Raw genomic sequence first — 23,182 nt, 5'->3', positions numbered from 1 at the left:
CTGCGACATGAAGGATGACCGACCGATGACAGACCGCGCCTTCTGGATCGAAGGAGACGACCGCCCGTCCCGCTGGCTGATTACCTGCGACCATGCCACAAACCGGGTTCCGGGCTGGGTCGGCGGCGGAGATCTGGGCATCGCGCCGCAGGACATGGCCCGCCACATCGCCTATGACGTGGGCGCGGCGGGTCTGGCGTCGCGGCTGGCGAGGCTGATGGATGCGCCGGCGATCTTTTCCGATTTCTCGCGCTTGGTCATCGATCCGAACCGGGGCGAGGATGATCCCACCCTGCTGATGCGCCTTTACGACGGCACGGTCATTCCGGCAAACAAGGATGCCGACGCGGCGGAACGCGCCCGGCGGCTGGACCGGCTGCACCGCCCCTATCACGCGGCGCTGGCGCGGCTGGCCGATGGCCACCCGCGGCGCTGCATCTGCGCCATCCACAGCTTTACCCCGCAGCTGCGCGGCCGTCCGATGCGGCCGTGGCAGGTGGGGATCCTGTACTCCTATCAGGATGTGCGTCTGGGGCCGCCGCTGGTTCAGGCCTGCCGTTCCGAGGGTTGGGTGACAGGAGAGAATCAGCCTTATGACGGGCATCTGGACGGCGATTCGATCGATCGCCACGCCTTGCGGCACGGACGCCCGAATGTGCTGATCGAACTGCGAAACGACCTGATCGCGGACAAGGCGGGTCAGGCCGAATGGGCAGCGCGTCTGGCCCCGGTCCTTGCGGCCACGCTGGCCGCGACCGGCCTTTGACCCCTCAGCCGCATTTGGAATGCCCGCAACTGGGGCAGGTCATGCAGCCTTCGTTCATCCGCATTCCGTATTGGCCGCAGTTCGGGCAGGCGGGACCAAGGGGGCGTTCGCCGACCGCCGCCGCCTCGACCTTCGGGTCGGCCTTCAAGCCCAGGCCCTCGCCTGCCAGAAAGCCGATGGCGATCATGTGGCGTTCGATCACCCCGCCGATGGCCGCCAGGATCGACGGGACATAGCGTCCGCCGATCCAGGCCCCGCCGCGCGGATCGAACACCGCCTTCAACTCCTCGACCACGAAGCTGACGTCGCCGCCGCGCCGGAACACCGCCGAAATCATCCGGGTCAGGGCAACGGTCCAGGCGAAATGTTCCATGTTCTTGGAGTTGATGAAGATTTCGAACGGGCGGCGGTGGCCGGACTGCACGATGTCGTTGATGGTGATATAGATCGCATGTTCGCTGCCGGGCCATTTCAGCTTGTAGGTCGCGCCCTCCAGCGCGGCGGGACGGTCCAGCGGCTCGGTCAGATAGACCACATCGGCGCCGGTATCGGCCTGCGGCACGGTTTCCGCCGTTTCGCTGACCGACAGCACGCTGCCCGTCACGTCGTTGGGGCGATAGGTCGTGCAGCCCTTGCAGCCCAGATCCCAGGCGGACAGGTAGACATCCTTGAAATCCTTGAACGAAATGTCGGGGGGGCAGTTGATGGTCTTGGAAATGCTGCTGTCCACCCATTCCTGCGCGGCTGCCTGCATGGCAACGTGATCCTGGGGGGACAGGGTCTGGGCATTCACGAAATGGCCGGGCAGGGCCGCGTCGCCGTGCAGGTCGCGCCACATCTGGACGGCGTAATCGACGACCTCCTCCTCGGTCCGGCTGCCGTCCTTTTGCAAGACCTTGCGGGTATAGGCATTGGCAAAGACCGGCTCGATCCCGGAACTGACATTGCCCGCATAAAGGCTGATGGTCCCGGTCGGCGCGATGCTGGTCAGCAAGGCGTTGCGGATGCCATGCGTCGCCACAGCATCGCGCACGTCGTCATCCATCCGCTGCATGAAGCCGGAGGCCAGAAACGCCTCGCGGTCGAACAATGGAAATGCCCCCTTTTCCCGCGCAAGACCGGCGCTGGCCAAATAGGCCGACCGGGCGACGGCGCGCATCCAGACGCGCGTCCGGTCCACGGCGTCCGGCGCGCCATACCGCAGCCCCAGCATCAGCAGCGCGTCCGCCAGACCCGTCACGCCCAGACCGATGCGGCGCTTGGCCTGCGCCTCGGCCGCCTGCTGCGGCAGGGGAAAGCGCGACGCATCGACCACGTTATCCATCATCCGCACGGCGACGCGGACCAGATTGTCAAGCGCCGCCATGTCCAGCCGCGCCTGCGGCGTGAACGGATCGCTGACCAGCCGCGCCAGGTTCACCGATCCCAGCAGGCAGGCGCCATAGGGTGGCAGGGGCTGCTCGCCGCACGGGTTGGTGGCCGCGATGGTTTCCGCGTAATGAAGGTTGTTCTGCCGGTTGATCCGGTCGATGAAGATCACGCCCGGTTCGGCATAATCATAGGTCGCGCGCATGATCCGGTTCCACAGGTCGCGTGCCTGAAGCGTGCGATAGACCTTGCCGCCGAACACCAGATCCCACGGCCCGTCGGCCATGACCGCCTGCATGAACGCATCCGTCACCAGCACCGACAGGTTGAACATGCGCAGCCGGGCGCTGTCCTGCTTGGCGGAAATGAAATCCTCGATGTCGGGGTGGTCGCAGCGCAGCGTGGCCATCATGGCGCCGCGGCGCGATCCGGCCGACATGATCGTCCGACACATCGAATCCCACACGTCCATGAACGACAGCGGCCCCGAGGCGTCCGCGGCCACCCCCCGCACCTCGGCCCCCCTGGGGCGGATGGTGCTGAAATCATAGCCGATGCCGCCCCCTTGCTGCATCGTCAGGGCGGCTTCCTTCAATGCGTCGAAGATGCCCTCCATGCTGTCGGCGATGGTGCCCATCACGAAGCAGTTGAACAGCGTCACGGACCGCCCGGTGCCTGCGCCCGCCAAGATGCGCCCGGCGGGCAGGAACCGGAAATCCTCGAGCGCGGCATAGAAGCGGTCTTCCCACAGTCGGGGATCCGTCTCGACCTGCGCCAGATCGCGGGCGACGCGGCGCCAGCTATCCTCTACGGTGGCGTCCAGGACGCGGCCTTCAGCGTCCTTCAGGCGGTATTTCATGTCCCAAATCTGTTCGGCGATCGGCACGGCGAAACGGGTCATGGCGGTTCCCTTGGGGCAGCGGAATAGGCATGCCACAAGATATGGGAAATACCGCCGGTCGATCAAGCGAGCTGACAGCTTACCCCGCGGCGAACGGCATCCTCGCAGGCCTGCGAGACGGTTTTCCGCGTCTGACCGGCCACGGGGATCGGCTGATGCAGCCTTGCCGTCACATGTCCCTGCCGCCGAACCGCCAGAACCGCCAGCAGATGCGGGCCAAGATCCATGTCACCCCACCAGCCGTAAAACCGGGGATCGGTCCCAGGCGGCGCATGGTACACAACGCTGATCGGCTGGATCGCCAGCCCCCGCGGCAGATCCGGGTCCAGAAAGCCCTGGAACAGCGTCCGCTTGAAGGGCAACACCTGGCGGCCATCGGTCGATGTGCCTTCGGGAAAGAACAACAGCCTGTGCCCGGCCTTGACGCGCGCGGCAAATTCGGCGGCCTGCGCCTGTGCCAGCCGGGGATCGCGGACCACGAAATGGGTATCGGTCACGCGGGTCAGGATGTTGATGCCGGGCCAGCCCGCGACTTCGGACTTGCTGACGAAGAACACCGGCATGGCGGCGTTCAAAACCAGGATGTCCAGCCAGCTTGAATGGTTGGCGACAACGCCGCCGGGGCCCTGCATGGGATCGCCCTGCTGCTGCCAGCGGATGCCCATACACGCCAGGATCAGGCGGCAAACAATCTGCACATGAGGCCCCGTCCATGGGCGCCGCCGGGCGTGGATCGCACGTTCGACCCCGCGCAACGGCAGGATCAGCAGGACGCCCATCAACAGCACAAGCGCGGCCGCACCCCCGCGGCGCAGGACGCGCAACCAGGCGCGCAACCCCGCCGGACGGACGATCGGGGGCGGAACCCCGCCGCGCCAGGTCGCCTCGGCACGTCCCGGATCGGAACGGGTCATTGCGGTTGCCAGCGGCTTTCATAGAACTGGCGGTGCTTATCCGACATCGCGGCCGTGTCCATCAGCAAAAAGACGTCCGTGGTGTTGAAGGCGCGGTCGATGAAGGCCCCGTCGCCCACCATGCCGCCCAGCCTCAGATAGGCCTTTATCAGCGCGGGCATCCCGATCAAGGCCTCGCGCCGGTCCAGCCGGTCGGCGGGGATCAGGTCCATGCGCTGATAGCCTGCGGGCAAGGCCGTGGGCCGCAGGCCGTCGGGTGCCAGATGGTGATGATGCAGCCAGGACAGCGACGGCGCCAGCATCGCTGGATCGGTGCCGTGGAAACTGGCCACGCCGAACAGGATCTCGATCCCGTGGTCCAAGACGTAATCGGCCAGCGCATTCCACAACAGGAACATCCCGGACCCGCCGCGAAGCGCGGGATCGACACAGGACCGCCCCAGTTCCAGAACCGGCCTGCCGCACCGGCGCATGGGTTCAAGATCGTATTCGGCATCGCAATAGAACCTGCCGAAGTCCGCGGCACGATCCCCGCGCAACAGGCGATAGACGCCGACAACATGATCCAGATCGCCCGGAAACCGACGATTGTCGATCAGGCACAGATGATCGACCACCGCGTCGAATTCATCGCGTTCCAGACGCAGATCATGATCCACCAGAGGACCGTCGCCGCCCAATTCCTCGACAAAGACGCGATAGCGCAGGCGTTGGGCGGCCAACAGATCCTGGTCCGACGTCGCCAGGCGAATGTCGAAAAGGGACGGGTCGGTCGTCATGCGGGCAGCGGCGGATCGGGGCATCATGCGTCTCTCTAGGGGGCCGAGGACGCCATTGCAACAGCGCCGCAGCCACAGGGGTTTGGCGCAGATGACCATGCGTCACATCTTGCATGAAACAATCATTGGTTGCAAATGTGTCGGCATGAACGCCCTAGCCGCCATGCGACCACACGATGTCCAGCGAAACCCGTTTTCCATCGATGACCTGCTTTCCCGCCTCGGCAAAGTTGACCGTGATGCGGTCGCCGATACGCGACTGCACCTGGCCGGTGCCCCATTCGGGGGCGCCGGGATGGCGGACGATCATTCCGGGCTCCAGGATCTCGTTCACGGCGGCATCCCCTGCCTGTCACTGGAAAGGTAACGTCGCATGATCCAGGATACAACGCGCATCGCATCGGGCGAACTGTCGCAACTGCTGGGGTCGCGGCTGTGCCATGACCTCGTATCGCCCCTGGGGGCCATCGGCAACGGTGTCGAACTGCTGGAAATGTCGCCCGATTTTCCCGGAATCGACGCCAGCCCGGAATTGAAGCTGATCGCGGAAAGCGTATCGTCGGCCCGTGCGCGCATCCAGATTTTCCGCGTGGCCTTTGGTCAGGTCCAGGGCGACCAGCGGATGTCGCATACGGGGCTGGCGCAACTGCTCGACGGGTTCTCGGCCCAGGGACGGATGCAGGTCGATCTGGATGCGCAGGGCGATTTTTCGCGCGCCGAACTGCGCATGATCCTGCTGGCCATGATGTGCCTGGAAACCGCGATGCCTTGGGGGGGAAAGGTCACGATCCTGCACGGCGCTGCGGGCTGGCGTCTGGTGGCCCAGGCGGACCGCACCAAGGCCGACCCGTCCCTGTGGGCCTGGCTGGGAGGAGACGGCCGCCGCAGCCCCCTGCCGTCCGAGGTTCATTTCCCCCTGCTTGCCGAGGCCTTGGCCGATGGCGGCCGCCGCGCCGCATGGGAACTGGATGACAAGGGCGCCGAGATCGCCTTTTGATCCGGCCTTACGCCCGGATCGTCCCGTCGCCCGTCACCAGATACTTGAAACTGGTCAGCTGTTCGGCCCCGACCGGCCCGCGCGCGTGCAGCTTGCCCGTGGCGATGCCGATTTCCGCGCCCATGCCGAATTCCCCCCCATCCGCGAACTGGGTCGAGGCGTTGCGCATCAGGATGGCGCTGTCCAGGCCGCTGAAAAACCGCTGCGCGGTCGCGTCGTTTTCGGTCAGGATCGATTCGGTGTGCTGGCTGCCATGGCGGCGGATATGGGCGATCGCCTCGTCCACGCCATCGACCAGCCTGGCCGCGATAATCATGTCCAGGAACTCGCGTCCGAAATCGTCCGGCTCGGCCATGACGGTGCCGGGGATGCGGGCCAGATCGCCGTCGGCCCGGACCTCGACCCCGGCCTCGATGAGCGCCTGCATCAGGGCCTGACGCTGCGCTTCGGGATAGGACCGGTCGATCAGCAGGCATTCCGCCGCGCCGCAGACGCCGGTGCGCCGGGTCTTGGCATTCAGCACGACCCGCGGCGCCTTGGCCGGGTCGGCGTCGCGGTCCACATAGATGTGGCAGATGCCTTCCAGATGCGCAAAGACCGGCACGCGCGCCTGGTCCCGGACAAGCCCCACCAGGCCCTTGCCGCCGCGGGGAACGATCACGTCGATCAGCCCCTGGGCTTGCAGCATGGCGGTGACAGCCGCGCGGTCGCGTGTCGGCACAAGCTGGATCGCGGTCTCGGGCAAGCCCGCCTGGCGCAGGCCGTCGACCATGCAGGCATGGATCGCGCCGCTGGAATGCAGGCTTTCCGATCCGCCGCGCAGGATCACCGCATTGCCCGATTTCAGCGCCAGCGCGCCCGCGTCGGCCGTGACGTTCGGACGGCTTTCGTAAATCACGCCGATCACGCCGATGGGGGTCCGCACACGCTGGATATGCAGCCCGTTCGGCCGATCCCATTCGGCCACGATCTCGCCCACCGGATCGGGTTGGCCCGCCACGGCGCGCAGGCCTTCGTCGATCCCGCGCAGGCGGTCGGCATCCAGACGCAGCCTGTCAAGCATCGAATCGGCCAGCCCCTTGTCGCGACCGAACCGCATGTCCTTGTCGTTTGCGGCAAGAATGTCGGCACGCCGGCGGCTGATCGCATCCGCCGCGCCGTTCAGGGCCAGCCGCTTTTGTTCGGACGACGCCTGAGCCAGTTCGATCGCCGCCGCGCGCGCGTCTTCGCCCATCTGCGCGATCAGCGCCGTTGCATCGTCATGATCGGTCATAACAGTCACCCTGCGGTTTGTCCCCGACGACATGACCCATCCCGGCCCATGCTTCAACCCGCGCGTTCACGCTGGCGCCAATTCCGGGAACGTCCGGACAACCCAGGCAAGGCCTGCGGACACCGATCATACGAGGAAATGGCGCGGTTGACGGGGCTCGAACCCGCGACCCCCGGCGTGACAGGCCGGTACTCTAACCAACTGAGCTACAACCGCGCTATATCATGGGCGAAGGGTGGTGGCGCGGTTGACGGGGCTCGAACCCGCGACCCCCGGCGTGACAGGCCGGTACTCTAACCAACTGAGCTACAACCGCACACTCACCTTCCCCGGCCGTATCGCCCGCCGGGGTGAGGGGCGGTTTACGCAGACCGTGCGCCCCCGTCAAGGGCGCGTCGGAAAAAATCGGCCGCGCGGCTGGCTGATGCGTCCGCCGCAGCAGGGGGCGGAAACCCCGGTCGTGGTCGGACCCGACGTTGGCAGGCCCCGCATCACCCGCGCGGCCAGCCAGCCAAAGGCCTGCGCCTCCAGCATGTCGCCGTCCAGACCGGCGGCCTCGACCGGGCGGACCTCGCAGGGCACGGCCTCGGCCAGCCGCGCCATGATGACGGGGTTGCGCCGCCCGCCGCCGCAGACCAGCAAAACGGACGGCATCGACGGCAACCAGCGAAAGCCCGAAGCCACCGCGCCAGCCAGGACGGCAACCAGCGTGGCTGCGGCGTCCGCATCGCTCAGCGGCGCAACGGCAGGGTCGAGATCGGCGAACTGGTCGCGGTCCAGCGATTTGGGCGGCTGACGGTTGAAATACGGATGGCGCAGGAAATCGGCCACAAGCGCATCATCCGCCCTGCCTGCCTTGGCCAGTTCCCCGTCCTTGTCATGGCTGCGGCGATGCCTGCGCCGCACCAGGTCGTTGATCGGTGCATTCGCAGGTCCGGTGTCGAAGGCCAGGCAGGCGCCCGGCGATTCAGGCGCGGGGGCGGCGGGATCGACCCAGGTGATGTTGCCGACCCCGCCCAGGTTCAGAAAGGCGACAGGCTGCGCGGGCAGATGCCCCTGCCCCACGGCCCAATCCGCGCAGGCCCAGTGAAAGAACGGCGCCAGCGGCGCGCCTTCGCCGCCTTGGCGGACATCCTCGCTGCGGAAATCCCATACCACCGGGCGGACCGCCAACCGCGCCAGCAGGGCGCCGTCGCCCGCCTGATGCGTTCCCCGGCCGTGCGGATCGTGGGCCAGCGTCTGGCCGTGATAGCCGATCAGATCGGCCTCGGGGAAATCGGCGGCCAGCGCCGCATGGCTCGCGACCGAGATCTCGGCAGCGTCCATCACCCCCGGCTCGTCGGGCCAGCGGCCCAGGGCCGCGTGCAGCGTGGCCGATTCATTGTCGGAATAGGCCCGATACGCATGGCGCCCAAATCCGCCGATCCGCACCCCGTCCGTTTCGATCACCGCCGCGTCCACCCCGTCCATCGAGGTGCCCGACATCATTCCCAGAACCCGGATCATCGCGCTTTCCCTTGCCTGCCCCAGCCGGTATATCCGCGCCGACCAGAAGGAAGAAGCCCATGACCTTTCAGCCCAAGTCCGATTTCCTGCGCGTGATGTTCGAGCGCGGCTATGTCGCCGACTGCACGGACTATGCGGGACTGGATGGGGCGCTGCTGGAGGGGCCGGTCACGGCCTATATCGGCTATGACGCGACGGCGGCGTCGCTGCATGTGGGCCATCTGCTGAACATCATGATGCTGCGCTGGTTCCAGAAGACCGGCAACCGCCCGATCACGCTGATGGGCGGCGGCACGACCAAGGTGGGCGATCCGTCCTTCCGGTCCGAGGAACGGCCCTTGCTGGACGATGCGGCGATCCAGTCGAACATCGACGGCATGCAGCAGGTCTTTGCCCGCTACCTGACCTATGGCGACGGTGCGGCCACCATGCTGAACAATGCCGAATGGCTGGACGGGCTGAACTATCTCGAATTCCTGCGCGACATCGGCCGGCATTTCAGCGTCAACCGGATGCTGTCCTTCGAATCGGTGAAATCCCGGCTGGACCGCGAACAGTCGCTGTCCTTTCTGGAATTCAACTATATGATTCTGCAAGCCTATGATTTCCTGGAACTGCACCGCCGTTACGGCTGCCGGTTGCAGATGGGCGGGTCGGACCAGTGGGGCAATATCGTCAACGGCATCGACCTGACCCGGCGGGTCGATGACGCGGTGGTCTGGGGGCTGACCTCGCCGCTGCTGACGACCAGCGACGGGCGCAAGATGGGCAAGTCGGCGGGCGGCGCGGTCTGGCTGAACGGGGCGATGCTGTCGCCCTATGACTTCTGGCAGTTCTGGCGCAACACGACGGATGCCGACGTGGGCCGGTTCCTTAAGCTGTACACCGAATTGCCGGTGGACGAATGCGACCGCCTGGGCGCCCTGCAAGGATCCGAAATTAACGAGGCCAAGGTGCGCTTGGCCAACGAGGTCACGGCCCTGCTGCATGGCGCCGATGCCGCCGCAAGCGCCGAGGCCACGGCGCGCGAGGTGTTCGAGCAGGGCGGCGCCGGCGGCGATCTGGAGGTGGCGACCATCGGTGCGGATGCGTTGTCGGGCGGCCTGACCGTGGCGCAGCTGCTGGTGCAGACCGGCATCACCGCATCGGGCAAGGAGGCCAAGCGCCTGGTCGCCGAGGGCGGTCTGCGGCTGAACAATCAGGCGGTGTCGGATCCGCAGATGGCGGTGGACGCGGCGCTGATCGGCGATGGTCTCAAGGTTTCGGTCGGCCGGAAAAAGCACCGCATGGTGATGATCGGCTGATGCGTCCGCTGCATGGCTGCCTTGCGGTGGGCCATGACGCAGCGTTGCGGTGGTGGACGGGGCGCGGCACGGCGCCTATCTGACTGGACGGGGGAACACACTGACCCGAAAGACAGAAACATGACCCAGACTGCCGCACAACCTGTTTCCATCAGCGCCCGCAAGCCGCAGGCCGATGCCGATGCCGTGCTGGATCAGATGTTCGCGTATTTCACCCGCGACGAGGTGGTGCACGCGATCGAGACACGCCGCGCCGCCTGACACGGATCACCAGCAGGAATTCCGGGGGCGTTCGCGCCCCTTTTGCATATCCGTGATGGTCTATCGCGCCACGGCCCGAGGATAGCCGCTTGCCCGCAACCGTGTCAGCGCCGACACAAGCGCCTGCCGATCCCCGAAAGGCCCGGCCAGGATCGCCTTGCGTGTTCCGCCATCCCTCGATTCCCGGCTCTGGGCGGTGCGATAGCCCAGTTGCGACAAGCGCCGCAGGGCCGCCAGGGCATTTCCGTCGTCCCCATAGGTGCCAATCTGCACATAGCGGGCATTGGCCGGGATCATCTCGACCAGGGATTGCCGCTCGGCCTGCGGAGCCGCCGGCCGGCGTGCGGCGACCGGGGCGGGCTTTTCGGAAACAGCCAGGCTGCGCCGCGTGGGCATGGTGGCCTGGGGACGAGGCCTCGCGGTACGGGTTTCGGCCACCGCCTCTCCCTCTGGCGCCGGAAGCGCGATAACCGGCGTCGGGGACGCGGCCGCGACAATGCGGGGCGCCGGATCGGTCGCCGTCATGCCGGGGCACAAGCCCTGCGTAACATCGCCGCCCACAATGGGCGCGCTGCCGCCCCCATTGCGATAGCCTAACCTGGCGCAAAGCCCGTCCGGCGCGCCGCCGGTCATCGCGTTGCGCAATCGGGCATCCAGTTCGATCTGTTTTGCAAGGGCAGCATCCAGATCGGCCTGCGCAGGATCCGGAGCAACCTGCGCCAAAGGCTCGGCGGGGGGATCCGTGAGCAGATCGCCCGACCGCAAGCCTTGGGACAGCACATCGGCCAGAATGGATTCAGGCGATGGCGCCGGGGCATCCTGTGGCGCCGGCTGGGCGGACTGGCTGGGCGGGAAGCCGCAAATGGGCGCGTCCTGCCCGTCAACGCGCGGCACCCAGCCGCTTTCCTGCCGGACGAAGACGCAGCCGGTGCGGTCGATGTATTGCGCCCCCGGATAATCGCCGGGCGGGGGCGGTTCCGGCGCGGCCATCAGCCCCCCCGGCAGCAGAAGCACCAGCACCATCCCACCCAAGATCCGCATCGGCCACCTGCAATTCGATTCCACGAATCACACCTAGGCCGAAAGCCTGAAGTCCGGGTTAATACCCGTCACTTCGTGCCGAACATCCGGTCGCCTGCATCCCCCAGGCCCGGCACGATATAGCCGTGATCGTCCAGCCGCTCATCCAGCGCCGCCGTGAAGATCGGCACGTCGGGATGGGCCTGCCGCATCCGTCCCACACCTTCAGGCGCGGCCAGAAGGCACAGGAAACGCAGGTTTGTCGCCCCCCGCGCCTTCAGCATGTCGATGGCCGCGACCGACGAGTTGCCGGTGGCCAGCATCGGATCGACGACAATGGTCAGCCGGGCGTCCAGTTCCTTGGGCACCTTGCAGTAATATTCGACCGGCCGCAGCGTTTCGGGATTGCGATACAGGCCCACGAACCCGACTCGGGCCGACGGAATCATCTCCAGAATGCCATCCAGAAGCCCGTTCCCCGCCCGCAGAATGGAAATCAGGGCAAGCTTTTTCCCTTCCAGCGTGGGGGCGTCCATCGCGCACAGCGGCGTCTCGATCCGAGTGCTGGTCAGTTCCAGCTCGCGCGTCACCTCATAGGCCAGCAGCAGGCTGATTTCCCGAAGCAGGCGGCGAAAGCCGGCCGTCGAGACGTTCTTTTTCCGCATGATCGTCAGCTTGTGCTGGACAAGCGGGTGGTCGATGACGGTCAGGTGCTGGGTCACGGAAACTCCTTCAAAAGCCGGTCGCGGGTCGCCGGATCGCAAAAGGCGGCCTCGGCGGCCCAGCGGTTGATCTGTGTGAATTCCGTATCGCCCCAACCGAAGGCATCGGCAAGACGGTCGTATTCGTGACGCATCGTCGTGTGAAAGAACGGCGGGTCGTCGGTGGACACGGTCACGCGCACCCCCGCATCGGCCAGCCTTGCGATGGGATGGGCAGGCCAGGATGGATAGACGCCAAGCGCGACGTTCGATCCGGGGCAGACCTCCAGTGTCACGCCGGTTCGCGCCAGATCGCGGACCAAGGCCGGGTCGTCGACCGCCCGCACCCCATGGCCGATGCGCGTGCAACCCAGAGCCAAGGCGTCGCGGATGCTGTCCGGTCCGCCCCATTCGCCGGCGTGACAGGTCAGGCCCAGCCCCGCCTCATGCGCGCAGTCGAAGGACCAGGCGTAATCGGTCGCCCGTCCCACCGACTCGGCCCCGCCCATGCCAAAGCCCGTGACCCAAGGCCCAGCGGTCTCGGCGGCGCAGATCGCGGTCTTTCGCGCGCGGTCGGGGCCGAAATGGCGGATGGCGGTCAGGATCGCGCGGCTCTCGATGCCGTGGCCGCGCGCCATGTCGGCAGCCTCGGTCATCGCGGCCAGATAGTCGCGCCAGGCCGACAGGTCGCCGCCGCCGCAGAATTCGGGCGAAACGAACAGTTCGGTATAGATCACGCCCTGTTCGGCGGACCGTTCCAGAACCTCGGCCAACAGGCGGGCATAGTCCCGCGGCGTTTGCAGCACGCTTGTCGCGGCCTCGTAGCAGCGCAGGAAGCCGTCAAAGCCGTCATAGGCATAGTTGCCCCGTTCGTCGAAAACCCCGGTCAGGTCCGCGCCCTTGTCCGCCGCCAGTCCCTGAATGAATCCGGGCGGGGCCGCGCCTTCCAGATGCAGGTGCAATTCGATCTTTTTCACAGGAAAGACCTTCCATGATCGGGCGCGGGCAGATCCAGATGCGCCAGAACCGAGGCGCCGATGTCGCTGAACCCCACCAGCCCGACTTCCTGCGGACCGACCCCGTGGCCCACGACGGGAACCCGTTCGCGGGTGTGGTCGGTGCCGTGCCAGGACGGGTCGTTGCCATGATCGGCGGTGAAGATCGCCAGATCGCCGGGCCGCAGCGCATCAAGGAACCGTCCTGCCACACCGTCGAACCATTCCAGCTGCGCCGCATAGCCGGGAACGTCGCGGCGGTGGCCGAAATTCGTGTCGAATTCGACAAAGTTCGCCATGGTCAGGCTGCCCGGTTCGGCGTCGGCGCCAAGACGGACCAGATGTTCGGCCAGATCCGCATCGGATTTGCCCTTGTGCAGATGGGCGATGCCGCGATGGCTGAAGATGTCGCCGATCTTGCCGATGGCATGGGTCACGCGCCCCGCCCCCTGCGCGATGTCCAGGATCGTGCGGCCCGGCGGGGCGATGGCGAAATCGCGGCGGTTTCCGGTGCGGCGGAAATCGCCGGGGCCGCCGCCCACGAAGGGCCGCGCGATGACCCGCCCCACGCGCATCGCGTGCAGCATCGGCGCCAGCGATCGGCACAGCGCGATCAGGCGGTCCAGGCCAAAGCGATCCTCGTGCGCGGCGATCTGCACCACGCTGTCCACCGAGGTATAGCAGATCGGCCACCCGGTGCGGAGGTGTTCGGCGCCGAAATCCTCGATCACCTGGGTTCCCGAAGCGTGGCAGTTCGCAAGGATCCCCGTGGTTCCAGCCAATTCGCAGATGCGCGCCGACACCTCGGGCGGAAAGGCCGGGGTCGTGTCAGGAAAATAATGCCAGTCCCAGGGCACCGGGACGCCGGCAATTTCCCAATGCCCCGTCGGCGTGTCCTTGCCGCGCGACATCTCGGTCGCCGCCCCCCACAGCCCTTGCGGATTGACCATCAGCCCCGGCGCATCCTGGCCTGATGCCAGCCTGACCGCCGCACCAAGCCCCAGCCGTCCCAGATGCGGCATGTTCAACGCCTGCGCCTGTGCGATGTGGCCCACGGTATTGGCCCCGGAATCGGGCAGACCGTCGTTGAAGAATTGGTCGGCGTCCGGCGCGCCGCCGATGCCGACGCTGTCCATCACGATCAGAAAGGCCCGCCTGTCCGTCACGGCCCGATCCTGTCGCGAACCAGGGGGCCGGGCAGGCCCCCCTGGCCCAAGCGATAGGCGGCGCCGACGGCGGCCACCGCAACCTCGGCGGCGGCGTCGTCGGCGGCATGGACCAACGCCAGCGGCCGGCCGGGGCCGGCCTGTTCGCCCAGCTTTGCCAGCATGGACAGACCGACGCGGGGGTCGATCCTTTCGCCTGCACGAACCCGCCCCCCGCCAAGGGCCACCACGCTGTGGCCAAGCGCCGTTACATCGATGGCCGTCACCCGTCCCTCGGGCGCGGGCACCGGACGAATGACGGGCGCCTGGGCCAGATGGGCATCCGGGCGTTCCAGCAGATCGGCGGGACCGCCCTGCGCCGCGACCATGCGGGCGAATGCCTCGGCCGCCGCACCGGAATCCAGCAGATCGGACAGATCCTCGTGCCCCTGTCCCACCAGCCGCAGGATCTCGCCCCCCAGGGCTAGGGTCAGGTCGCGCAGGGCGCCCGCCTCGCCCTTCAGGACGCGGATCGCCTCGGCCACCTCGAGTGCGTTTCCGGCGCTGCGGGCCAGGGGCTGGTCCATGTCGGTAATCAGCGCCGATGCCGCGCAACCCGCGCCGTTCGCCGTCTCGACCAAGGCCTGCGCCAAACGCTGCGACGATTCGGCCTTGCGCAGAAAGGCCCCCGATCCGGCCTTCACGTCCAGCACCAAGGCCTGCAACCCCGCCGCGAATTTCTTGGACAGGATCGACGCGGTGATAAGGTCGATCGATTCCACGGTCGCCGATTCGTCCCGGATGGCATACAGCCTGCGGTCGGCGGGGGCGAAATCGCCGCTGGCCGCGACGATGGCGCAGCCGACGGTGCGCACGATGCGGCGGAAATCATCCTCGGGCTGGTCGCAGCGGTATCCGGGAATTGCCTCGAGCTTGTCCAAGGTGCCGCCGGTATGGCCCAGCCCGCGCCCCGAGATCATCGGCACGAACATCCCCCGCGCCGCCAGCAGGGGCGCCAGGATCAGGCTGACGGTATCGCCGATTCCGCCGGTCGAATGCTTGTCCACCACCGGCCCCGGCAGATCCCAGTGCAGCACATGGCCCGAATCCCGCATCGCTCGGGTCAATGCCACGCGGCCCGGCACGCCGATGCCCCTTGTCAGAACGGCCATGGCAAAGGCGCCCGCCTGCGCATCGCTGACCGATCCGTCCGCCAGCCCCTGCGCGATCAATGCCGCGCCCGGCCCGTCCAGCCCGCGGCCGTCGCGGATCGCCGCGATGACGGGACGCGGATCGGTCATTCCGCCTTGGCCATATGTCCGGCGTCGAAACGTCCCGGCAGCAATTCGCCGACCGTCGTGGCAAGCGTCGCACCATCGGTCGTGGCCAGCAGGACGGGCGCGTCGTGGCGGCCGAATTCCGCCAGCTTTTGCCGGCACCCGCCGCAGGGCGGCACGGGCGACGGGCTGTCGGCGATCACCGCAACCTCGATCAGTTCCGTTTCCCCGGCCGCGACCATTGCCGCGATTGCCCCCGCTTCGGCGCAGGTGCCTTCGGGATAGGCGACGTTTTCCACGTTGCAGCCGCGATAGACGGCGCCCGACGCGCCACGGATCGCGGCGCCGACCTTGAACCGGGAATAGGGCACATAGGCCATCTCGCGCACCTCTCGGGCGGCATCCAGCAGGGACATCCGGTTCTCCTCAAATCGTCACAACAGCTTTGCGCAGGGCGCCCGCCAACGCAAGGCGAACGCTGCTGTTCCCCGTTGCGAAAATGGTTTAACGCTCAACCAGTTTGAACCGGAGGGGCCAGGATGGAAGAACGCAGACAGGACAATGCCCGGCAAGAGGCGCTGGATTATCACGAATTCCCGCGTCCGGGTAAGCTGGAAATCCGCGCAACCAAACCGCTGGCTAACGGCCGCGACCTGTCCCGCGCCTATTCCCCCGGCGTGGCCGAGGCTTGCCTGGAAATCAAGGCCGACCCCGCCAATGCCAGCCGTTACACGTCGCGCGGGAACCTGGTCGCGGTGGTGTCGAACGGCACGGCGGTCCTGGGCCTGGGCAACATCGGCGCCGCCGCGTCCAAGCCGGTGATGGAGGGCAAGGCCGTCCTGTTCAAGAAATTCGCCAACATCGACTGTTTCGACATCGAGGTGAACGAATCCGATCCCGAAAAGCTGGCCGACATCGTCTGCGCGCTCGAGCCGACGTTTGGCGCGATCAATCTGGAAGACATCAAGGCCCCCGACTGCTTCATCGTCGAAAAGCTGTGCCGGGAACGGATGAACATTCCGGTCTTTCACGACGACCAGCACGGCACCGCCATCGTCGTCGGCGCGGCGGCGACCAACGCGCTGCATGTCGCGGGCAAGCGGTTTTCCGACATCAAGGTCGTGTCCACCGGCGGCGGGGCGGCGGGGATCGCCTGCCTCAACATGCTGCTGAAGCTGGGCGTCAAACAGGAAAACGTCTGGCTGTGCGACATCCATGGCCTGGTCTACAAGGACCGGGTCGAGGACATGACGATCCAGAAGGCCGCGTTTGCCCAGGACACCGAGGCCCGCACGCTGGCCGAGGTGATGGACGGCGCCGACCTGTTCCTGGGCCTGTCCGGTCCGGGCGTGCTGAAGCCCGAGATGGTGGCGAAAATGGCCCGCCGTCCGATCATCTTCGCGCTGGCGAACCCCACCCCGGAAATCCTGCCCGACGATGCCCGCGCCGTCGCCCCCGACGCGATCATCGCCACGGGCCGCAGCGATTTTCCCAACCAGGTGAACAACGTCCTGTGCTTCCCCTTCATCTTCCGGGGCGCGCTTGACGTGGGCGCGACCACCATCAACGCGGACATGGAACTGGCCTGCATCGAGGGCATCGCCGCCCTGGCCCGCGCCACCACCGCCGCCGAAGCCGCCGCCGCCTATCGGGGCGAGACGCTGACCTTCGGCGCCGAATACCTGATCCCCAAGCCCTTTGACCCCCGCCTTGTCGGGGTGGTCAGTTCCGCCGTGGCCCGCGCGGCGATGCAGACCGGCGTGGCGACGCGGCCCATCGCCGATCTGGAGGCCTACAAGCGCAAGCTGGACAGTTCGGTCTTCCGGTCCGCCCTCATCATGCGCCCCGTGTTCGAGGCCGCCGCGACCGCCACCCGCCGCATTGCCTTTGCCGAGGGCGAGGACGAGCGCGTCCTGCGCGCCGCCAACGCCATGCTGGAGGAAACGACCGATGTGCCCATCCTGATCGGCCGCCCGGATGTCATCGCCACCCGCGCCGAACGCGCCGGCCTGCCGATCCGCCCGGAACGCGACTTCGAGATCGTGAACCCCGAAAACGATCCCCGCTATCGCGATTATTGGGAAACCTATCACCAACTGATGGCGCGGCGGGGGGTCAGCCCCGACATTGCCCGCGCGATCATGCGCACCAACACCACCGCCATTGCCGCCGTCATGGTCCACCGGGCCGAGGCCGACAGCCTGATCTGCGGCACGTTCGGGCAGTATTCCTGGCACCTGCGCTATATCCGCGAGATTCTGGCCAGCGATGGCCTGGACCCCTTGGGGGCGCTGTCGATGATTATTCTGGAAGACGGGCCGCTGTTCATCGCCGACACGCAATGCAACGACGATCCGACGCCCCGGCAGATCATGGAAACGGTCATGGGCGCCGCCCGCCATGTCCGCCGGTTCGGCCTGACGCCCAAGATCGCGCTGTGCTGCCATTCGCAGTTCGGCAACCTCGACACCTATACCGGACGCAAGATGCGCGACGCCCTGGCCTTGCTGGACGCGCGCAAACCAGACTTCATGTACGACGGGGAAATGCATGTGGATGCCGCCCTGGATCCGGCGCTGCGCGAGCGCATCTTTCCCGGATCGCGTCTGGAAGGCATCGCGAATGTCCTGGTCTTTCCTGGCACGGACGCGGCATCGGGCGTGCGCAACGCGTTGAAGATGCGCGCCAACGGGCTGGAGGTCGGGCCGATCCTGATGGGGATGGGGAACCGCGCCCATATCGTCACGCCGTCCATCACCGCACGCGGGCTGCTGAACATGAGCGTCATCGCCGGAACCCCGGTCGCGCATTACAGCTAGCACCAGAGGCCGGGCGATTCGGCCCACGACCGCCCGGCGCATTCCCCCTTTTGCGGGCATGTTTGCAAAAACCGCGGTCGTGCACCGGCCGCTTTGCAGCCCGATCCGTTTTGCAAAGGATTGCCAGGGCGTCGGCAGAATTCATGCCCCCGGCCAAGGCCCGCTTTCGCTAACATCGTTGCATGACCTTGCGCCTGACGCATAACAACACGCAGGAGTGAGGAGAGCCGAAGCATGTCCTATCGCGATACCTATGCTGCCTGGCAGGCGGACCCGGAAGGGTTCTGGATGGATGCCGCCCGCAGGATCGACTGGGACCGCCCGCCAAGCCGGGCCTTCTTCGACCAGGGACCGGCGGGGGAATGGTTCGCGGACGGTATGCTGAACGCCTGCTGGAACGCGGTGGACCGCCATGTCGAATCCGGTCGCGGCGATCAGGTTGCGATCATCCACGACAGCCCGATCACCGGGACCACGGGCCGCATCACCTATGCCGACCTGCGCGACCGGGTGGCCGGCCTTGCCGGTGCCCTGCGCGCCCAGGGCATCGAAAAGGGCGACCGTGTCATCATCTACATGCCGATGGTCCCCGAGGCGTTGGAGGCGATGCTGGCCTGCGCGCGGCTGGGCGCGATCCATTCGGTCGTCTTCGGCGGCTTTGCGGCGCATGAACTGGCCGTGCGCATAGATGACGCCACCCCAAAGGCCGTCCTCGCGGCATCCTGCGGTGTGGAACCGGGGCGCACCGTGTCCTACAAGCCCCTGCTGGACCGCGCCATCGACGAAGCGGCCCACAAGCCCGATTTCTGTGTGATCTTGCAGCGCGATCAGGATCCCGCCCCGATGATTCCGGGGCGGGATCTGGATTGGCATGATTTCCGGCACGGCGCGGAACCCGCCGACTGCGTGCCGGTCGAGGGCAATCATCCGGCATATGTGCTGTATACCTCGGGAACCACCGGCCAGCCCAAGGGCGTGGTGCGCCATACCGGCGGGCATATGGTCGCCCTGGCCTGGTCGATGAAGCATGTCTATGACATCGACGCGGGCGACGTGTTCTGGGCCGCGTCCGACGTGGGCTGGGTCGTGGGCCACAGCTACATCTGCTATGGCCCGCTGACCGTGGGTGCGACAACCATCGTGTTCGAGGGCAAGCCGGTGGGCACGCCGGATGCCGCCGCCTATTGGCGGGTGATCCAGAACCACCGCGTCAAGAGTTTCTTCAGCGCCCCGACCGCGATCCGCGCGATCCGCCGCGAGGATCCCGAAGGCAAGCTGATAGGCGATCACGACCTCGGCCGGTTCAAGACGTTGTATCTTGCGGGCGAACGCGCCGATCCGGACACGATCCGATGGGCCGAGGAGAAGCTGGGCGTTCCAGTCATCGACCACTGGTGGCAGACTGAAACCGGCTGGCCCATCGTGTCGAACCCCGTGGGGATCGAGCTTTTGCCCGTGAAGCACGGCAGTCCGTCTGTCGTGCTGCCGGGCTATGACGTTTGGATCCTGGACGAGGCGGGCCATCCGGTCGCGCCGGGCACCCTGGGCGCCGTCGCGATCAAGCTGCCCCTGCCGCCAGGCACCCTGCCGACCCTCTGGAACGCCGAAGACCGTTTCAACAAGGCCTATCTGTCGCATTTTCCCGGCTATTATGAAACGGGCGATGCGGGATACATCGACGCAGACGGATACCTGTATGTCATGGCGCGCACCGATGACGTCATCAACGTCGCGGGCCACCGCCTGTCCACCGGCGCGATGGAGGAAGTTCTGTCCGCCCATCCCGCCGTCGCCGAATGCGCCGTGATCGGCGTGGCCGACCGTCTGAAAGGTCAGTTGCCGTTGGGCCTCCTGTGCCTGAAAAAAGGCACCAACGCCCCCGACGCCCAGGTGGTCCGGGAAGTCGTCGGCATGGTCCGCGACCGGATCGGCCCGGTGGCGGCCTTCAAGACCGCCTGCGTGGTGGACCGGTTGCCCAAGACGCGGTCAGGCAAGATCCTGCGCGCGACAATGGTCAAGATCGCCGATGGCGAAGCCTTCAAGACGCCCGCCACGATCGACGACCCCGCGGTCCTCACCGAGATTGCGGCAGTTTTGCGCATGATGGGTTATCCGCAACGCGCCGGTGACGGAAAGGGTTGAAACCAACCCGGCACTGTGGCGTTCGTCAGGCGGAGGCGACCATGAAGAACGAGACTGCTTTTAGGCTTATCCATCATATCCATATTCATTCATCCAGCTTCGACCGGTCAAGCGCATTCTACCTTGCGCTGTTCGATGCCCTTGGCCATGGCGGCAAGGTGCACAGGGGGCGCGACTGGCTGGAACTGAATGAATTTTATCTGGATCAGGCCGAGGCCGAGATCCCGCCCAGCCGGATCCACCTGTGCTTTTTAGCCCGGTCGCGTGCCGAAGTTCAGGCCTTTCACGCCGCAGGCATCGCAGCCGGCGGGACGGACAACGGCGGGCCGGGACTGCGTGACTATCATCCGGGGTATTACGCGGCCTATGTGCTGGATCCCGACGGGAACAACATCGAAGCCAAGTTCGACGAACAGCCAGCCTAGCCCAGATCGGCGCCGATCCGGCGCATCAGCGGCAGGAAATCGGGGAAGGATGTGGCAATCGGCGCGCCGTCGTCGATGGACACCGGCTCCTCGGTGGCCAGCCCCAGGACCAAAAACGACATGGCGATGCGGTGGTCCAGATGCGTGACGGCCGTTCCTCCGCCCGGCACCCGGCCCATGCCATGAACGGTCAGGCTGTCCTTCGTTTCCTCGACCCGGACGCCGTTCGCCTCCAGTCCCCGCGCCATCGCGTCGATCCGGTCGCTTTCCTTGACGCGCAGTTCCGACACGCCGTTCATCACGGTCCTGCCTTCGGCAAAGGCCGCGATGACCGACAGGATCGGGAATTCGTCGATCATGCTGGCCGCGCGTCCAGCAGGGACGGTCACGCCCTTGAGGGAACCATGCCGCACCACAAGATCGGCCACCGGCTCTCCGCCTTCCTCGCGTTCGTTCTCGACAATGATGTCCGCGCCCATCTCCAACAGCGTGACATACAGGCCGTCGCGTGTGGGGTTGCGGCTGACACCCGGCACGCGGATCTCGGATCCCGGCACGATCAGCGCGGCGGCGACGGGAAAGGCCGCGCTTGACGGATCGCGCGGTACGGCCACCGGCTGCGCCCGCAGTTCAGGGCGGCCTTGCAGGGTGATGACGTGGCCTTCGTCCGTTCGTTCGGTGCGGATGTCGGCGCCGAACCCGGCCAGCATCCGTTCGGAATGATCGCGGGTCGGCTCGGTCTCGATCACCACGGTTTCGCCCGGCGCGTTCAAACCGGCCAGCAGGATCGCGGACTTGATCTGCGCGCTGGCGACCGGAGTGTGATAGCGCACCGGAAGCGGATTGGCCGCCCCCCGGATCGTGATCGGCAGACGCCCGCCTTCGCGCGCCGTGATCTGGGCGCCGAACAGGGCCAGCGGGTCGGTCACGCGCGCCATGGGACGGCGCGACAGGCTGGCGTCGCCCGTGAAGGTCGCGGCAATGGGCGTGGTGGCCATAGCCCCCATGATAAGCCGCACTCCGGTCCCGGAATTGCCGCAGTCGATCACCCCGTCGGGTTCGGAATATCCACCGACGCCGACGCCGTGAACCGACCATTCCCCGTCGCCCACCCGTTCCACCTGCGCCCCGAACGCAGCCATCGCCTTGGCGGTATCCAGCACGTCCTGGCCTTCCAGCAGGCCGGTAATGCGCGTCTCGCCCACCGACAGCGCGCCCAGGATCAGCGCCCGGTGGCTGATCGACTTGTCGCCCGGCACCGTCGCCGTCCCCGTCAGCGGGCCACTGCGGCGGGCGGTCATCGGGCGGGGGTCGGACGAATGGGACATGGGCACACCTGCTGATTGCGGGGTTCTTTTACCGCTGGCAGGCAGCCTCTGCCACCCCTAGAACAGAGGGACCGGAGGATGCGATGGACGAACTGGACGCGTTGCGGGCGCTGGCCGACCCCCAAAGGGCCGATCAGATGCTGGCCTATCACAAGACGCCGCGCATCTATCTAGGGGTGCCTACTCCGCAAATCGACGGGCTGGTCGCGCATTGGCGCGCCATGCGCGATCTGGACGGACGGCTTGGGCTTGCGGCCGATCTGTGGGCCAGCGACATCCACGAGGCGCGCATCGCCGCCGCCAAGCTGCTGGTCCAGGCCCGCATCCGCCCCGACGAGGCCGTCTGGACGCGGATCGCCGGTTGGGTGGTCGACTTCGACGGCTGGGCCATCGCGGATCAGACAATGATCGCGGGGCAAAAGCGGCTGGTGGCCGATCCGGGCCGTCTGGATCAGGCGGAGGCCTGGCTTGACCATCCGAACATGTGGGCGCGCCGCGCCGCCCTGGTGGGCACCCTGCCCTGGGCCAAGATGAACAATCCCAAACCCGACGACCTGGCCCATCGCGAACGCGCGCTGAACTGGGCGGCCAGACTGGCCGATGACCGCGACTGGTTCATCCAGAAGGCGATCGCCTGGTGGCTGCGCGACCTGTCGAAACGCGACCTGCCCCGCGTCCGGGCCTTTCTGGACAACCACGGGGCGCGGATGAAACCCTTTGCGCGCAAGGAAGCCCTGCGGCTGGTTCAGGACCGATAGACTTCGATCGTTGGCAAGTCCGTCAGCGACACGCCCAGCAATTGCAGTGCCGACAGCGACACCTGCGAACCCCCGCTGGCCGGACCGTCCAGCGGAATGAGATCGACCTTGGCCGATTTGCCGGTTGCCGGATTGACGATCCGCCCGATGCCGCGTTCGCTGACCAAGGGCGTCTTGATCCAGAACCCTCCCTCGGACGGGTTGCCCAGCGACGCGATGGTGGTGCCCAGCCGCGTCTCGGCCGCCGGGGCAGGCTGGGCGGCGGCGGCCCGCTGTTCGGGCGTGGTCGTGTCAAGCTGCGCGGCGGTGGCGCGCGCCGCCGGCCGGGGCGCCGGGGCGCGGGTGATGGCCGCTGCGGCGGCGACCTGTTCGCCGGTCATCCGCGTCTGCGCCGCCGCCGGGGCGTCCGTCCGGCCGGTCGTCATCGCGCCCGGCGTGCAGCCCGCCAGCACGGTCGCCGCCAGAATCATTGCCGGTGCAGCGGTGGTCATGCGCATGGGTTA

The 23,182-nt window shown here is 66.9% G+C and carries 22 protein-coding genes and 2 tRNA genes; 8 read left to right on the top strand and 16 right to left on the bottom strand.

Annotated elements, in window-relative coordinates:
• Nucleotides 1-25: 25 nt before the first annotated feature.
• Complete coding sequence (locus CHB77_RS11190) at nt 26-766, top strand: N-formylglutamate amidohydrolase (protein ID WP_089388305.1); 741 nt, start codon at nt 26-28, stop codon at nt 764-766.
• A 4-nt stretch (nt 767-770) separates the two neighbouring features.
• Here CHB77_RS11190 and CHB77_RS11185 read toward each other — a convergent pair whose 3' ends face one another.
• The 4 genes from CHB77_RS11185 to CHB77_RS11170 form a co-directional block, all read right to left on the bottom strand.
• Nucleotides 771-3,035: an adenosylcobalamin-dependent ribonucleoside-diphosphate reductase gene (locus tag CHB77_RS11185; protein WP_089388304.1), complete on the bottom strand. Its 2,265-nt coding sequence runs from the start codon at nt 3,033-3,035 to the stop codon at nt 771-773.
• A 62-nt stretch (nt 3,036-3,097) separates the two neighbouring features.
• Nucleotides 3,098-3,949 carry a lyso-ornithine lipid O-acyltransferase gene (olsA, locus tag CHB77_RS11180; protein ID WP_089388303.1) on the bottom strand — a complete coding sequence of 284 codons (852 nt, stop codon included), beginning with the start codon at nt 3,947-3,949 and terminating at the stop codon, nt 3,098-3,100.
• Nucleotides 3,946-4,755 carry an L-ornithine N(alpha)-acyltransferase gene (gene olsB / locus CHB77_RS11175; protein ID WP_423212895.1) on the bottom strand — a complete coding sequence of 270 codons (810 nt, stop codon included), beginning with the start codon at nt 4,753-4,755 and terminating at the stop codon, nt 3,946-3,948. Before olsB ends, olsA begins: the two co-directional genes overlap by 4 nt.
• Nucleotides 4,756-4,882: 127 nt before the next feature.
• Nucleotides 4,883-5,062, bottom strand: coding sequence for a DUF3553 domain-containing protein (locus CHB77_RS11170; RefSeq protein WP_089388301.1), 180 nt, complete (start codon nt 5,060-5,062; stop codon nt 4,883-4,885).
• Nucleotides 5,063-5,101: 39 nt separating this feature from the next.
• Here CHB77_RS11170 and CHB77_RS11165 point away from each other — a divergent pair, with 39 nt between their 5' ends.
• Nucleotides 5,102-5,725: a histidine phosphotransferase family protein gene (locus CHB77_RS11165; protein WP_089388300.1), complete on the top strand. Its 624-nt coding sequence runs from the start codon at nt 5,102-5,104 to the stop codon at nt 5,723-5,725.
• 7 nt (nt 5,726-5,732) lie between these two features.
• Here CHB77_RS11165 and CHB77_RS11160 read toward each other — a convergent pair whose 3' ends face one another.
• The 4 genes from CHB77_RS11160 to CHB77_RS11145 all read right to left on the bottom strand — a co-directional run bounded on the left by CHB77_RS11160 (nt 5,733) and on the right by CHB77_RS11145 (nt 8,504).
• Nucleotides 5,733-6,998, bottom strand: a complete 1,266-nt coding sequence (locus CHB77_RS11160; protein WP_089388299.1) for a glutamate-5-semialdehyde dehydrogenase — start codon at nt 6,996-6,998, stop codon at nt 5,733-5,735.
• A gap of 139 nt (nt 6,999-7,137) precedes the next feature.
• Nucleotides 7,138-7,214 (bottom strand) — tRNA-Asp (locus tag CHB77_RS11155).
• Nucleotides 7,215-7,237: 23 nt separating this feature from the next.
• Nucleotides 7,238-7,314: transfer RNA gene (locus CHB77_RS11150), tRNA-Asp, on the bottom strand.
• 68 nt (nt 7,315-7,382) lie between these two features.
• The gene (locus tag CHB77_RS11145) at nt 7,383-8,504 is read right to left on the bottom strand and encodes an anhydro-N-acetylmuramic acid kinase (RefSeq protein ID WP_089388298.1); all 1,122 of its coding nucleotides are present in this window, start codon (nt 8,502-8,504) and stop codon (nt 7,383-7,385) included.
• Nucleotides 8,505-8,563: 59 nt separating this feature from the next.
• Here CHB77_RS11145 and tyrS point away from each other — a divergent pair, with 59 nt between their 5' ends.
• Together tyrS and CHB77_RS18335 are read left to right on the top strand one after the other, a co-directional pair.
• Nucleotides 8,564-9,808 (top strand): tyrosine--tRNA ligase, encoded by a 1,245-nt coding sequence (gene tyrS / locus CHB77_RS11140; protein WP_089388297.1) that lies wholly within the window; start codon nt 8,564-8,566, stop codon nt 9,806-9,808.
• A gap of 120 nt (nt 9,809-9,928) precedes the next feature.
• Nucleotides 9,929-10,069, top strand: coding sequence for a hypothetical protein (locus CHB77_RS18335; protein ID WP_165456273.1), 141 nt, complete (start codon nt 9,929-9,931; stop codon nt 10,067-10,069).
• Between the two features lie 60 nt (nt 10,070-10,129).
• Here CHB77_RS18335 and CHB77_RS11135 read toward each other — a convergent pair whose 3' ends face one another.
• The 6 genes from CHB77_RS11135 to CHB77_RS11110 form a co-directional block, all read right to left on the bottom strand.
• Nucleotides 10,130-11,110, bottom strand: coding sequence for an SPOR domain-containing protein (locus CHB77_RS11135; protein WP_089388296.1), 981 nt, complete (start codon nt 11,108-11,110; stop codon nt 10,130-10,132).
• A gap of 68 nt (nt 11,111-11,178) precedes the next feature.
• A complete protein-coding gene (upp, locus tag CHB77_RS11130) occupies nt 11,179-11,811 on the bottom strand; it encodes a uracil phosphoribosyltransferase (protein ID WP_089388295.1) in 633 nt (210 codons plus the stop codon).
• Entirely contained in the window at nt 11,808-12,767 is a 960-nt protein-coding gene (locus tag CHB77_RS11125; protein ID WP_089388294.1) for an adenosine deaminase, read from the bottom strand. Before CHB77_RS11125 ends, upp begins: the two co-directional genes overlap by 4 nt.
• On the bottom strand, nt 12,764-13,951 hold the full coding sequence (locus tag CHB77_RS11120; protein WP_089388293.1) for a phosphopentomutase: 1,188 nt from the start codon (nt 13,949-13,951) through the stop codon (nt 12,764-12,766). The genes CHB77_RS11125 and CHB77_RS11120 overlap by 4 nt, the downstream gene beginning before the upstream one ends.
• Nucleotides 13,948-15,231, bottom strand: a complete 1,284-nt coding sequence (locus CHB77_RS11115; protein WP_089388292.1) for a thymidine phosphorylase — start codon at nt 15,229-15,231, stop codon at nt 13,948-13,950. Before CHB77_RS11115 ends, CHB77_RS11120 begins: the two co-directional genes overlap by 4 nt.
• Entirely contained in the window at nt 15,228-15,623 is a 396-nt protein-coding gene (locus CHB77_RS11110) for a cytidine deaminase (protein WP_089388291.1), read from the bottom strand. The genes CHB77_RS11115 and CHB77_RS11110 overlap by 4 nt, the downstream gene beginning before the upstream one ends.
• Before the next feature lie 123 nt (nt 15,624-15,746).
• Between CHB77_RS11110 and CHB77_RS11105 the strand changes: the two genes are divergently transcribed.
• The 3 genes from CHB77_RS11105 to CHB77_RS11095 all read left to right on the top strand — a co-directional run bounded on the left by CHB77_RS11105 (nt 15,747) and on the right by CHB77_RS11095 (nt 20,593).
• Complete coding sequence (locus CHB77_RS11105) at nt 15,747-18,026, top strand: NADP-dependent malic enzyme (RefSeq protein WP_089388290.1); 2,280 nt, start codon at nt 15,747-15,749, stop codon at nt 18,024-18,026.
• A 234-nt stretch (nt 18,027-18,260) separates the two neighbouring features.
• Nucleotides 18,261-20,168, top strand: coding sequence for a propionyl-CoA synthetase (locus CHB77_RS11100; RefSeq protein WP_089388289.1), 1,908 nt, complete (start codon nt 18,261-18,263; stop codon nt 20,166-20,168).
• Between the two features lie 41 nt (nt 20,169-20,209).
• Nucleotides 20,210-20,593: a VOC family protein gene (locus tag CHB77_RS11095; protein WP_089388288.1), complete on the top strand. Its 384-nt coding sequence runs from the start codon at nt 20,210-20,212 to the stop codon at nt 20,591-20,593.
• Here the strand turns inward: CHB77_RS11095 and aroA are convergent.
• Nucleotides 20,590-21,921, bottom strand: a complete 1,332-nt coding sequence (gene aroA, locus CHB77_RS11090; RefSeq protein ID WP_089388287.1) for a 3-phosphoshikimate 1-carboxyvinyltransferase — start codon at nt 21,919-21,921, stop codon at nt 20,590-20,592. The genes CHB77_RS11095 and aroA overlap by 4 nt on opposite strands.
• Nucleotides 21,922-22,004: 83 nt before the next feature.
• On the opposite strand from aroA, the gene CHB77_RS11085 reads away from it, so the two are divergent.
• A complete protein-coding gene (locus CHB77_RS11085; RefSeq protein WP_089388286.1) occupies nt 22,005-22,679 on the top strand; it encodes a DNA alkylation repair protein in 675 nt (224 codons plus the stop codon).
• On the opposite strand, the gene CHB77_RS11080 is transcribed toward CHB77_RS11085, so the two are convergent.
• A complete protein-coding gene (locus CHB77_RS11080) occupies nt 22,667-23,176 on the bottom strand; it encodes a hypothetical protein (protein WP_089388285.1) in 510 nt (169 codons plus the stop codon). The genes CHB77_RS11085 and CHB77_RS11080 overlap by 13 nt on opposite strands.
• Between the last annotated feature and the right edge of the window lie 6 nt (nt 23,177-23,182).

This window comes from Paracoccus sediminis (assembly GCF_900188295.1).
Taxonomy (GTDB): Bacteria; Pseudomonadota; Alphaproteobacteria; order Rhodobacterales; family Rhodobacteraceae; genus Paracoccus; species Paracoccus sediminis.
Note: the sequence above shows the minus strand (reverse complement) of the source record. Positions and strands in the feature narration are given on the sequence as shown.